Annotated in this window: 13 protein-coding genes; 12 read left to right on the top strand and 1 reads right to left on the bottom strand. The window is 27.7% G+C overall.

All coding sequences use genetic code 11. From position 1 onward, the window contains the following. Positions 1–9: 9 nt before the first annotated feature. The 4 genes from nadD to ACH36K_RS17785 are packed head-to-tail and all read left to right on the top strand — an operon-like array spanning position 10 to position 3565. The gene (gene nadD / locus ACH36K_RS17800; protein WP_411168925.1) at positions 10–624 is read left to right on the top strand and encodes a nicotinate-nucleotide adenylyltransferase; all 615 of its coding nucleotides are present in this window, start codon (positions 10–12) and stop codon (positions 622–624) included. Positions 625–658: 34 nt separating this feature from the next. Next, positions 659–1225 carry a bis(5'-nucleosyl)-tetraphosphatase (symmetrical) YqeK gene (gene yqeK, locus ACH36K_RS17795; protein WP_411168924.1) on the top strand — a complete coding sequence of 189 codons (567 nt, stop codon included), beginning with the start codon at positions 659–661 and terminating at the stop codon, positions 1223–1225. 48 nt (positions 1226–1273) lie between these two features. Beyond that, entirely contained in the window at positions 1274–2623 is a 1350-nt protein-coding gene (locus tag ACH36K_RS17790; RefSeq protein ID WP_411168923.1) for an LCP family protein, read from the top strand. Between the two features lie 45 nt (positions 2624–2668). Next, a complete protein-coding gene (locus tag ACH36K_RS17785; protein ID WP_411168922.1) occupies positions 2669–3565 on the top strand; it encodes an RluA family pseudouridine synthase in 897 nt (298 codons plus the stop codon). Between the two features lie 84 nt (positions 3566–3649). Here the strand turns inward: ACH36K_RS17785 and ACH36K_RS17780 are convergent, their stop codons facing one another. Beyond that, on the bottom strand, positions 3650–4915 hold the full coding sequence (locus ACH36K_RS17780; protein WP_411168921.1) for a serine hydrolase: 1266 nt from the start codon (positions 4913–4915) through the stop codon (positions 3650–3652). A gap of 159 nt (positions 4916–5074) precedes the next feature. Between ACH36K_RS17780 and ACH36K_RS17775 the strand changes: the two genes are divergently transcribed. From ACH36K_RS17775 to ACH36K_RS17740, 8 genes are all read left to right on the top strand, one after another. Continuing rightward, entirely contained in the window at positions 5075–5761 is a 687-nt protein-coding gene (locus ACH36K_RS17775) for a helix-hairpin-helix domain-containing protein (protein WP_411168920.1), read from the top strand. Positions 5762–5853: 92 nt separating this feature from the next. Beyond that, positions 5854–6069 carry a DUF350 domain-containing protein gene (locus ACH36K_RS17770; protein ID WP_411168919.1) on the top strand — a complete coding sequence of 72 codons (216 nt, stop codon included), beginning with the start codon at positions 5854–5856 and terminating at the stop codon, positions 6067–6069. Positions 6070–6232: 163 nt separating this feature from the next. Then, the gene (locus ACH36K_RS17765; RefSeq protein ID WP_411168918.1) at positions 6233–6901 is read left to right on the top strand and encodes a hypothetical protein; all 669 of its coding nucleotides are present in this window, start codon (positions 6233–6235) and stop codon (positions 6899–6901) included. A 36-nt stretch (positions 6902–6937) separates the two neighbouring features. Beyond that, entirely contained in the window at positions 6938–7351 is a 414-nt protein-coding gene (locus tag ACH36K_RS17760) for a hypothetical protein (protein ID WP_411168917.1), read from the top strand. A gap of 19 nt (positions 7352–7370) precedes the next feature. Further along, complete coding sequence (gene rlmD, locus ACH36K_RS17755) at positions 7371–8732, top strand: 23S rRNA (uracil(1939)-C(5))-methyltransferase RlmD (protein ID WP_411168916.1); 1362 nt, start codon at positions 7371–7373, stop codon at positions 8730–8732. Between the two features lie 162 nt (positions 8733–8894). Then, positions 8895–9158, top strand: a complete 264-nt coding sequence (locus ACH36K_RS17750) for a DUF4190 domain-containing protein (protein WP_411168915.1) — start codon at positions 8895–8897, stop codon at positions 9156–9158. Positions 9159–9633: 475 nt separating this feature from the next. After that, positions 9634–11922: a glycoside hydrolase gene (locus tag ACH36K_RS17745; RefSeq protein ID WP_411168914.1), complete on the top strand. Its 2289-nt coding sequence runs from the start codon at positions 9634–9636 to the stop codon at positions 11920–11922. A gap of 747 nt (positions 11923–12669) precedes the next feature. Then, positions 12670–13410, top strand: a complete 741-nt coding sequence (locus tag ACH36K_RS17740) for a TIGR02206 family membrane protein (protein ID WP_411168913.1) — start codon at positions 12670–12672, stop codon at positions 13408–13410. Positions 13411–13744: the final 334 nt, after the last annotated feature.

The raw sequence follows: 13744 nt of genomic DNA, 5'->3' as shown, positions 1-13744 counted from the left end.
TTTTATTATATGAAAAAAATTGGCATAATAGGAGGAACTTTTAACCCTATTCATTTAGCACATATTTATATAGCATATGAAGCTAAGTGTCAATTAAATTTAGATAAAGTGATTTTTATGCCAGTAGGAAGTCCACCTCATAAAAGAAAAGAAGGTATTTTAGAGGCTTCCTTAAGGTATAGAATGGTAGAAAAGGCTATACAAAATTATGAGGATTTTGAAATAAGTGATTATGAAATAAAAAAAGAAGGTTATAGTTATACTTATGAAACTTTGGAGTATCTTAAATCAAAAGATAATGAGCTATATTTTATAACTGGTGCAGATTGCCTTATAGATATAGAAAAGTGGAAAAATCCAGATAGAATATTAGAGTTTTCTAAACTTGTAGTATTTAATAGAGCTGGATATAACAAAGAGTTATTAAAAATTCAAAAGGACAAAATAGAAAAAATATATAGCACAACTATTAACTTTTTAGATATAATGGACTTAGAGATTTCATCATCTATGATAAGAGATAGAATAAAGAAAGGGAAAAGAATTGATTTCTTTATTCCTAAAGATGTTTTAGATTTTGTTATAGAAAATAATATATATAATTATTGTGATTATATAAAATAGATGAGTTTGAAAGAGATATTTAAGGAGAATATATATGATTAGTATAGATGAAATGAAAAGCTATCTTAAGAAGAACTTAAGAGAAAGTAGATACAATCATGTTTTAGGAGTAGTTGAGACAGCTGTTAAATTAGCAGAAATTAATATGGTAGATAAAAAAAAAGCTGAAGTATCAGCTTTGACACACGATATAGCTAAGAATATGACTATATATGAATTAAAGAATATTATAGATAGAAATAACATAAAGTTATCTTATGATGAGGAAAAAACTCCTGAGTTATGGCATAGTGTTGTTTCACCAATATTAGGAAAAGAAATTTTTAAAATAGAAGATGAAGAAATACTAAGTGCAATGAGGTGGCATACTACAGGAAAAGAAGATATGAGTAAATTGGATAAGATAATTTATATAGCAGATATGATAGAGCCAAGTAGAAGTTTTCCTGGGGTAGATTTAATTAGACAAGAAAGCTTTAATGATTTAGATAATGGAGTTCTTCAAGGGTTAACTCATACTATTAAATATTTATTAGATAAAGGGTTTCCTATTGATATAAATAGTGTAAAAGCTAGAAATTATTTATTGATAAATAAGTAATACCAAATACTATTTAAACTATTAAAAAAATCAGAGAGGAATTAAAGGATGGGTAATAGGAGAGAGGATCTGGGAAATAGGGAAAGAAGAAGACCTTCTAAAGAAGAGCAAATAAAAAGAAAAAAAATACAAGCTAGAAAAAAGAAGCTAAAAAGAAAAAGAATTACTACAGCAATAATAACAATTCTATTAGCTTTTATATTAGGAACTGCCTTATATATTTATACATTTTTATCAGGATTAAAAACTAATAATTTAGGAACAGGCATAGCGCCAGCATCATCTAAAGACCCTGTAAATATTTTGATTTTAGGTATGGATATAGGTGATGCAGGTAATCAAGGAAACAAAGAAGGTAGAAGAACTGATACTATAATGGTTTTAAATTATAATCCTAATACTAAAAAAGTTCATTTAGTTTCAATACCAAGGGATACTCTTATTGAGGTAGATGCATATTTAGATACTGGGGAATTTAGAAGGTACTGGAAGATGAATGTTGCATATGTTCTAGGTGGAGAAGAAGAAGTAAAAACTCATGTTGAAAAGTTACTAGGTGTAAATTTAAACTATATAGTTGAAGTAGATTATAATGCGTTTAGAAGCATAATTGATGCTCTAGGTGGAGTAGACATGTATATAGAACAAGACATGTTTTATGATGATGATGTACAAAATCTTCACATAAACTTTAAAGCTGGAGAAAATGTTCATTTAGATGGAAAGAAGGCAGAAGAGTTCTTTAGATGGAGAGAAAACAATGATGGAAGTGGATTGGCAAATGCGGACTTAGATAGAATTAAGAATCAGCAACAGTTTATGGGTAAACTTGTAGATAAGGCTTTAAGTCCAAGTATAGTGTTTAAAGCACCTAAAATATTAAAAGCCATAAGCGAAAATGTTGAGACTAATATTCCAGCTAAGAATTTAGTATCTCTTGGAATGAAGATTATAAGATTAAAACCAGAAGATATAATTATGAAAACTCTTCAAGGAGAAACAGAATATATTTATGGAGAATCCTTCTTAATTGCTGATAAAAATTCAAACAGAGAGTTAATAGATGCATTGAATGCAGAAAGTTCTTCATCAGTTCCTAATATAACTTCAATAGAAAAAAATAAGCTAAAGGTTTTAGTTTTAAATGGAACTAAAATAGATGGATTAGCATCAACTGCAAAAGAGCATCTACTTTCACTAGGATATACTAACATAGAAGTAGGAAATACTGAAGAAAGTATAGACAAAAGTATAATACAAACCAATAATAAAGACTTAAAAGACTTACTTAAAAGTGATATAGATATAGAAAAGTTTGAAAAAATAAGTAAAGCAGAACATAAGCAATATGATGTTGTAATATTATTAGGTAAAGATTATAACTTATTTGGAAACTAAAAGGTAGAAAACTTAAGGTTTTCTACCTTTTTACTAGGAGGAAAAATGAGTACTATAAATAAGATTGTTGAAAAAGAATACGAAGGTAGAAAAATTAGAGAGTTTTTAAAAGAAGAATTAGGACTATCTTCTAGATTAATAAGAGGGGCTTCAATAGATAAAAGAATATTTGTAAATAATAAAGCGGTAAAAATGAATTATGTGCTGAAGGCAAATGAAAAAGTATTAATAGATTTAGCGAAAGAAGAAACACAGAATATAGATCCTGAAAAAATAGATATAGACATTGTATATGAAGATGAAGACATTATAGTTGTAAATAAAAGCCCTAATATGGTAGTTCATCCAACTAAAAGGTATCAATCAGGAACTTTAGCAAATGCATTAATGTATTATTTTAAAGAAAGTAATCAAAAATGTATTGTTAGATTAGTTAGTAGGTTAGATATGGATACTTCAGGACTTATTATAATAGCTAAAAATCAATATGCTCATATGGAGCTATCCAAAGAAATGACTTTAAACAAAGTTGAAAAAAGATACCTTGCAGTAGTACATGGACATATGGAAGATCAAGAAGGAACTATAGACTTACCTATTTATAGACCAGAAGAAGAAGGAACTATAAGAAGGACTATTGATGAGAGAGGACAAAGAAGCATAACTCATTATAAGGTTATTGAAAGATTTAAGGATTCAGATTTGGTAGAATGTTTATTAGAAACAGGTAGAACTCATCAAATAAGAGTTCATTTAAGTTCATTAGGGCATCCTATTTGGGGAGATACTTTATATGGTAATGAAGCGGATGGAGAAATAATAAATAGGCAGGCTCTTCATGCATATGGATTAGATTTTAAGTCTCCAAGAACTAAAAAAGAGTTAAGTCTTAGAGCAAAGCTACCAGAAGATATAAAAAAAATAATTGAATATTTAAAGTAGATTTTATAATTGTATATAAAAAAAGGACTTATATAGTTTGCTGTTGCATACAGTAAAACTTCTATAGTCCTTTTTTTATATAATTTATCTGAAGTTTGGTCTTTTTTTTCTTAGATTTCTTCTTTTTATAGAAAAATAAATGTAACGAATAAGAATTATTAAAATAACTATTGATACTAATATTACTGAAATATTTGATTGATTAAACAATGAAGAAAAGCTTTCTTTAATTTTTGCCTTAAGGTCATATTTTCTATCACATCCACTTACTAGATCAATTGATGAAATATTTTTTCCATTAACATTTACCTTAGCTTTAAAAAGAGTATCTCCATTAGAAATATCTTTTTTACTTATATCTTTATTTACATAATCTATAGAATACGTAGGCGCTTTTTCAAGTTTTGGCTTAGTATAATATAAATCATCCTTAGCAACTAATGGAATAGTGAGGTCATCATTAATTTTATATTTAGAGAGTACATCATTTTTGCTTATAAGCTTTATAGTTTCAAAGTTATCAAATCCATAATTAAATAATGGTCCTATATTAGTATAGAAGTTATCTTTATCAGTTGCATTTAGTAATGCAGTAACTAATAATTGTCCATCTTTTAAAGCTGAAGCGGTGTATGTATGATTAGATTCTGGAGTATATCCATTTTTACCAGTATAGGCATATTGGTAAAAATATGGGCTATACTCATTAAAAAGCTGGTTTCTATTAGTTGCCCATTTTTCACTACCATCAGAAAATGGATGGTTAACATACTTATGGGAATCTGTTCTAGAAATTCTTACATAATCTTCATTTTGTGAAGCTGCTCTCATTATAAGGGCTAAATCATATGCTGTAGTTAAGTGACCTTCCTCATGTAGTCCACTAGGATTTTTAAAATTAGTATCCAGTGCTCCTAACTCTTTAGCTTTATCATTCATAAGTTTTGCAAATGCTTCATTAGATCCTGCAACATGTTCAGCAAGTGCTTCAGCACAATCGTTTCCAGATTCTAACAAAAGACCAAGCAGAAGTTCTTCTACAGTATATACTTCCCCTTTAGCTATACCAATTTTACTTCCATCTACTAAAGTTGGTTTTTCACCAATAGTAACTTTATCTGTTAATTTAGTATTTTCCAAAACTATTAATGCAGTCATGACTTTTGTTGTTGAGGCAGGCTCATATTGAGTATGCTCATTTTTTGAATAAATAACTGTACCTGTTTTCTCATCCATTAAAACTGCACCTTCAGAATATACAGTAGGTAATTCTGTAGCTTTTGCTGTAGTAGTAAAAATACTAGTTACAACTATAGTGGATAGAAATATTTTCCTCATAAATTTTTTCATATAAAATCTCCCCAAATAAACTTATTGCATATAGACAAAAATATTTTATCAAAAAAAAGATTGTCATTCTATAACTTATGAATATTTAAAGTAAAATTAGGTATAATTTTAATAAAAAGTTAATAATTAAAATGAAAAATTATAAAAGTGAGGTATTTTATGGAGAAGATAATGAAAAAATTTGTAAACAAACGTAATGTTACGTTAATTATATTAGCAGTATTATTTTTAGCAACATCATTTATTTTATATGGAAAAAATAAATCTAAAGTGTTTAAAGATGATTATATGAAAAATATATTTGTAGATGAAGAGGATATTAACAATGAAAATAAAGTCACTAATATTAATAAGGAAGAGATAAAATCAGTAAAAGATAAAGAAGAAAGTAAAATCTCAATAAATAATAAGATGATAGTAGTAGAAATAAAAGGAGAGGTTGTTAATCCTGATGTATATGAATTAAGTGAAGGAAGTATAATTAGAGATCTAATTAATAAAGCAGGAGGGTTAACTAAAGATGCAAGTATAGATAAAATTAATAGGGCGGATAAGCTAAAAGCAAACCAATTAGTAGTAATACCAAACAAAGAGAGCAATGAAAATACAAGCATGGCTACAACATCGAATATATCAGGCAGTACATCAGAGAATGGAGTAATAAATATAAATACAGCAAACTTAGATGAGCTTAAAAAAATAAATGGAGTAGGAGAAGTAAAGGCAAAAAATATAATTGAATATAGAGAAAAAAATGGAGGGTTTAAATCTATAGAAGAAATTAAAAATATAGAGGGCATAGGAGAGAAGACATTCGAAAAATTAAAAGATAAAATAACAAATTAATTTAATAAAATTAAGGAAAGTTTTATATTATAGTAACCATATTTATGATAGAATTTAAATATATAACTTCTAAATTAAAAGGGGGAAGGGTTTTGGACATATTTTTAAATACTGTTATGAATTTAGGCCTAAGTTTATTATTTGGAGCAGTAGGGATATTAGTATTAGTAATTGGATATAAGATTTTTGATGCAATAATACCTGCTGATTTTAATAAAGAGTTAGAAAAAGGTAATACAGCAGTTGCTATTTTTTTAGCTGGGGCATTAATTGGCATAGCAATAATAGTATCACAAGTTGTAAAATAAGTTGTTTAAATAATGGGCAAGGGATAAATATCCTTTGCCCGTTGGCACTTATATGGCAGTTATGTGACAGAGACTTTTAAAATAAGTTCTTTAATGTTATAATAAAATGAATTTAGGAAAACATAGAAACAAAAGATTAGAAAAAATCCTAGGGGGAATTACTATGATAAAAAAAATAGTAACAATATTAATTTGTGGATTAATTACTACATCACTAATGGCTTGTAGTAGTTTAAGTGATAAGAAGGTAAAGGAAGAACCAGCACCAGCTAAAGTTGAGGAAAAGCAATTTATAGGAGAAGGTGAGTGGGCAAAAAATTATACAAAGGATGAAGTAACAGCTTTAAATAGTGAAATATTTACAAGAGTTGAAGAGGTAGCTAACTTTTATGGATTAGAATACTCTAAAGAGGAAAAGGTAAAAGAAGAAAACGGAGAAACAGTGAATAATAATAATATATACGTAGATAATTTAAATCCAGAGCCAAATAGAATGGAAAGTATGTATTATGGATTTAAAATTTATGGTTCGGATATGTCTAAAGGAAGCTTAAATTTTAAAATAGGATTTAAGCTAGATATAAACCAAATAAAGACAGAGGAAAAATTTGATTTTGCAGAAACTTCAATAGCTTCATTTTCAGAAGCGATGACAAATGACAAGGAAAGAGATTACTCTGATTTAAATAAGCAGATAATAGATATAGTTTTAAATAAAAAATCAGAGGGAACAATAGAAACTAACTTGAATGGTTTAGTAGAAACTATAACTATAAAAAATGACTTTTTATTATATAAGTTAGATTCTAAAAAATATGACTTTAAAAAGTAATACATATTTAAATTTATAATTTAGGAGGATATAGAATTGGTAGATAACGAAGGGTTAGAAATGAACAACGAAGATATATCTAAAAAAGGTGATGTAAACAGAGAAATAGATTCAAATGAATATTTTGAAGATAATTCTATTAACGAAGGTAAAATAATTGAAGCTGTAGATGAAGAAGAAATTCAAAAAGATGAATCTAAGGAAGATATCAAAGATATAAAATTTGTAGAAAGAATCTTAGCTACAATAATAGATCAAATAATATCTTTATCAGTAGCATTAGTTTTATTAATTGTGTTTGATTTTACACTAAAATTATTAGGATTTTATATTGCTGAAAGACAACCAATGTTCCTAATAGTGTATATCATAGTTAATATAATTTATGCTCCAATTTGTGAGTCAACAGGACTTAAAAAAACTATAGGAAGAAAACTAGTGTTAAAATAAACATTAATTAGGAGATAGAATGAGAAAAGGAAGTACAGTACAAGTTAAAATAGATAAAACAGAATTTCCATCAGTTGGAGTAGGCACTCTAGAAGGAAGAAAGATATATGTAAAAGGTGCTTTTCCTGGGCAATTAGTAAGCGGAAGAGTTAAGAAGAAAAGAGAAGGCTATGCAGAGTTAAAGCTTTTATCAGTTGATGAAAAATCAGATTATGAAATAGATAAGCCTTGCGAACACTTTGGAGTATGTGGTGGTTGTACATCACAAAACTTAACTTATGATAAGCAATTAGATTTTTTAAGTGAAGAAGTAAAAGAATTATTTAAAGATGCCAATATCCCTATGGGAAATTACTTAGGTGTTGTAGGAAGTAAAGAGCAATGGGAATATAGAAATAAAATGGAATTTACCTTTGGAGACTTTGAAAAAGGTGGAGAATTAACTCTAGGTATGCATATGAAGGGAAAATCTTTTGGTATTATAACAGTTGATAAATGTATGATAGTTGACGAAGATTTTAGAACTATAATAAGAGAAACTGTTAATTACTTTAAGGATAAAGAATTACCATACTATAGAGTTATGAAAAGAGAAGGATATTTAAGACACCTAGTAATAAGAAAAGCTATAAATACTGGTGAATTAATGGTTAATTTAGTTACTACAACTCAAATAGATTTTAACTTGAAAGAATATGTAGATTTACTAAAGGAACAAAATTATAAAGGTGAATTAGTATCTATACTACATACTGAAAATAATTCTTTTTCAGATGCGGTAATCCCAGAAAAAGTAAATTTATTATTTGGTAAAGACTATATAATAGAAAATTTACTAGGTCTTAACTTTAAAATATCTCCATTTTCATTTTTCCAGACAAATACTAAAGGAGCAGAAAGTCTTTATAGTATAGTTAGAGATTTTATGGGAGAATCAAATGATAAGGTAGTATTTGATCTTTACTGTGGAACAGGTACAATAGGTCAAATAGCAGCTTCAAATGCTAAAAAGGTAGTAGGAATAGAGCTTATAGAGGAAGCTGTAGAAGCAGCAAAGGAAAATGCTAAGTTAAATGGATTAAATAATTGTGAGTTTTTAGCCGGAGATGTTGCAGAGATAATAAAAACAGTTAAAGATAAACCAGATATTATAATATTAGATCCACCAAGAAGTGGAGTACATCCTAAAGCATTAGAATATGTAATAAAGTTCAATGCTAAGGAAATAATTTATGTATCATGCAATCCTAAAACTTTAGTAGAAAACTTAAAGGACTTAATATCATCAGGATACACAATAGTTGAAAGTTGCGTTAAGGATATGTTCCCAAACACGCCACACGGTGAAGTTGTAATAAAGCTACAAAGAAAGCAAAGTTAGAACCTTGAGAAATCATGGTTCTTTTTTTATTTTCTAGAAATTAGTGAGCCTTTTGATGAATATTAATATTATAAATGCACATATTATTTAGTTTTATAATATATATATCATTAATAAATATAAATTAGCTTAGTGATTAAATAATTAAAAGGGGGATTCAATTTGGGTGAGCAAAATAATAATGGCTTAGAAATCAAAAATAATTCTACTAATGGTATGGCAATAGTTGGACTTGTTTTAGGTATTGTTTCATGGTTTTTAAATTTTTGGGGAATCGTTGGAATATTAGCAATAGTTTTTTCTGCAATTGCTTTATCACAAGTTTCAAATACTTCTCAAAAGGGAAAAGGTTTTGCAATTTTTGGTCTAGTATCTGGTATTATTAATCTCCTTTATGCCTTTATTGTAATAATGTTTATACTTTAGTGTTTTTAGGGAGAGGAATATGAGATAAAATTTAAAGAACAAATAATCACAGAAATAATACAAATAATTAATGAAGATTTAATAAGAGACTTAAAATATTATTTGAAGAATAATACAAATTTAGATAGCATTTACCAAGGTGTAAATAAATATGAGGAAAATTTTAACTACTAAATTATAAGATTTCGTATTAAGAGATACGAAATCTTATTTTTATGTTCAAAGGTTTAGTTAAAGTGAACATAAAACGTAAAATTTACTTCTTAAGAATGGCCTAAAATGGTGATTGTAATTTATTTTATAAAAAATTTTTTTATAAGTATGCCAAGAAAATATGTCGTTTTTTTCTTTTTTTTCAATACATAATATGACATAAGGAAAGTGTTTTAAGTGATAAAATTATTGTAACAAGCTTGTTATAACAATTTAGTTGCCGACTCAATATTAATATAAAAATATTAGTAGAGGTGAGAATGTGAATAGGAGGAAAATATTAAATCAATTAATTTCAACTTCTGTAATTTTTACAATGTGTTTGTCAGCAGTACCCACTATGCATGCTAAAGCTAGTACAAATATATATGTAAATCCAGCAGCTCAATATCAAACTATGGAAGGTTGGGGAACAGCTTTAGCATGGTGGGCAGACATTGTTGGAGGCTGGTCACAACCGAATAAAGATGCAATTATGGATACACTATATGATGCTAATAAAGGACTAGGTTTTAATATTGCAAGGTATAACATAGGAGGAGGGGAGAATCCTAATCACCAGCATATGAGGGCAGGAGGAGAAGTACCTGGTTTTCAACCAGAAAATGGGGTATGGGATTGGAATGCAGATGATAGACAAAAAAATATTTTATTAGAAGCAAATAAGAGAGGGGCTAACATACTTGAAGCATTTTCTAATTCACCACCATATTGGATGACAAAGAGCGGTTGTACTTCAGGTAAAGGATTAGCACCTATATTTGGAGTTAATAATCTTCAAGATTCTAAGTACACAGATTTTGCTGATTATTTAACAGAAGTTGTAAAGTATTTTAGGGACTATGATGGAATTAATTTTACTACCTTATCACCTATAAATGAGCCTAATTCTCCTGCTTGGTGTTATAATGGTGCACAAGAGGGATGTCATTGGGATAGAAGTAATCAAAATACTATTATGAAAGAAGTCGGAAAAAAGATAGAAGAAAAAAATCTTGATACAATACTTTCTGGACCAGAAGAGAATACTATTGATGAAACTATAGATTCATATAATTATTATGATAATACAGCAAAGTCATATATTTCTCAAATAAATACTCATTCTTATGCTGGTAGTAAACGTTATGAACTTAAAGAACTCGCAGCAAGAGAAAATAAAAATTTATGGATGTCAGAGTATGGATGTGGAGGAGATTGGAGAGAACCTATAAGTTCTCATGATCATTCTTCTATGAAGTGGCCATTGAGGCTTGCAAATACAATAACCAGTGATATAAATGATATGGGAGTTCCTTCATGGGTTTATTGGCAGGCTGTAGAAGGTGAAGAAGGAGCTGTATCAGGAAAACATTCATGGGGACTAATTCACGCAACCTTTGAAGGTGGAAAAGAAGAATATTGGTATACTAATCAATATTACGTAATGGGTAATTACAGCAAATTTATAAGACCAGGTGCTAAGATTATAAATTCAGGTAATAATAAGACTGTTGCAGCTTATGATGAAAATAATAATACATTAGTGTTAGTTGTGACAAATGATACAACTTCAGCACAAGAATATAATTTTGATTTATCAGCATTTAATACTTTAGGAACAAGTGCTAATGTATACAGAACATCTTTTAGTGAAGCTTTAAGTAAGGTTAATGATGTAAATATTCAAAATAAAGCTTTGAGTGTTACAGCAAACCCTGAGTCAGTTACAACGTATGTAATTCCAGATGTTAATTATAATGGTATGAAAAGTATAAATGATACTATTGTTGGAAATCAGCAAGAAAAATTCAACTATGTGGGAAACTGGAATTACAAAGCAGGTATATCAGCTTTTTCCAATGACTGTCATTGGACTGAGACAGCAGATAGTTATTTTGAAAGCAAATTTACAGGAACTCAAGTATCTCTATATGGAGAAAAGAATACTTACCATGGCATAGCAGCAATATCTATAGATGGTGGGCCAGAGGTTAAAGTAAATTGTTATGCTCCAACTAGGGCAGATAACACTTTATTATATACAAGTCCTCTATTAGAATCAGGGGAGCATACTATAAAAGTAAGAGCAACTGGAGAAAAGGATCCTAATTCAACGAGTATAGTATTAACAGCAGATAGATTAGATGTGTATAATGATGGTTTAAGGAACCCGATAAATTTAGCATTAGGAAAACAAGCTACAGCAGATAGTGTAGAAGGCCGAAAAAAACATTACGCTAATAATGCCACTGATGGTCTTACAAATACGGAATGGATTGCTAATGATGGATATTGGACTCACTGGTTACAGGTAGATCTTGGTGATATTTATAGTGTGGATTCAACTGAGATAAATAGAGAATCTAATGGAAGCCCATATAAATATTACATTGAAACATCTACAGATGGAGTTAATTGGGCTATCATAAGTGATAAACGACAAAATATGAATGCAGACAATATACAAGCTGATGAATTTAATGCTATACAAGCTAGATATGTAAGAATACAATTTACTGAAGTAAATGGATGGGTTAGCTTAAGAGAATTTAAGATTTTTGGATATTAATAGATAAAGAGAAGTATATCTAATTAATAAAAAGCTATGTTTTAGATTAATTTTAAATACGAGTTTAAATTGTAAAACGTAGATAATTACAAAGCTTTTAAAGATATAAACTTTAGATGAAAATCTTAAGTTTATGTCTTTTTATTTTTAGATATATGTTTTCTATAAAGTATTATTAGAGAAATAAAAATAAAGTTGATTTTTAAATGATTAGTAACAAAAGAGTACTCATACCTGTTTTAGTTATGGTTGGTGTCAAGAAGTAATATTCACTTAGATGCAACACTAAAAGGAGAATGGTGTTAAGATAATAGAGTTATTGTATATTTAGAAGATGTTGTTGAGAAATTATGGCTTATGTTTAGAAAACAATATATAATAATATATTAAGCAGTGAGAATATAAAAATTAAGTAAGTTAAAAATAGAGCTATATGCCTTCTAGATAGTACAAAAATTTTTGGATTTTATTGGTTTTTAATTTGATACTTTTTTATTAGAAGTAGATGGACAAGTATTATCTTTAGAGTAACAATATTTAAAAGTACAGTCATTTGCTAATCTATTTAGTGTGATATATAATCTTTATTTGAGCTTTTAGTAATCCAAATATAGAATCGATTATTATTAGTTTATAGGTTATGGTTAATGATGTATAAAGATATAAGCATCTATAAATTATTTTTAAGCATTTATTTGTTCGTCAAATATAATTATAAACATAAGATAAGATGATTGGAGGGGAAATATGAATTTACTTAAAGAACTTTTTAGAAGTAATCCGGATAGATATGTATTCGATAATTTTGGATTTATACATATAGTAATTTTGATAATAACATTTAGTGGTTGTTTTATTATTATAAAGAAGAGAAGAGTGTTTAAAGAAAATAGTATTCTCTGTAAAAAAATTAAAAATACTATGATAATAATTATGCTAACACAACAAGTTATTTTATATTTATGGTATATATTATCAGGATATAATACATTAAGCCAGGGGCTACCACTTTATAATTGTAGAGTGGCTATTATATCAATGGCTATAGGGTTATTAATAAATAATAAAGCGTTAAAATCATTAGGAGTATATTGGGGGTCTTTTGGAGCAATTTTCGCACTAGTAATGCCGGGCGTAGATCCATTTAAATTTCCACACTATACTCAAATTTCATATTTTGTAGGTCATATATGTTTATTGTGGTCTGTAACGTATATTTTAGTAATTGAAGATTTTAAATTCACAGTTACAAGTTTAAAAGAAATTTTAATATTCACGAATGTTTACCATGGAATAGTTTTTATTATTGATATAGTAATTGGAGCTAATTATTGTTATTTAATAGAGTCACCTATAAGATTATTTATGAACATGCCACAATTATTATATACATTTACTTTTATGATGATATTTAATATAGCTATTTTAGTAAACTATAAAGTTTGTAAATCACTCTTATATAGAATATATAAGAGTGATTTACTCTAATATGAACAACTAAATTCAAATCATTTCTATAATAGCCATTAACAAATATTATGTTTCTATATTTTTTACTAATTATAATAATATGATTACTATGATACGAAAATACAAATTTATAGTGAGATTCAGAATTTTTTTCATTTTAATTAAACGGTGTAGCTAAAAACTTATCTACAAAATCTAGTTTAAATCTATCTAAATCCTATTGAATGTAATAACGCCTTACTCTAGACCAGGTCTCCTTTTTATTATTTTTATATTTTCCCAATTTACATATTTGATCTTCATGCAATTTAGTAAATATTTAATATGATAAATATAACAATATGTTACAAGA

This window comes from Clostridium sp. MB05 (genome assembly GCF_046581255.1).
In the GTDB taxonomy this organism is placed as follows: domain Bacteria; phylum Bacillota; class Clostridia; order Clostridiales; family Clostridiaceae; genus Clostridium.
The sequence above is the reverse complement of the archived record's forward strand: the minus strand, read 5'-3'. Positions and strand labels throughout refer to the sequence as shown.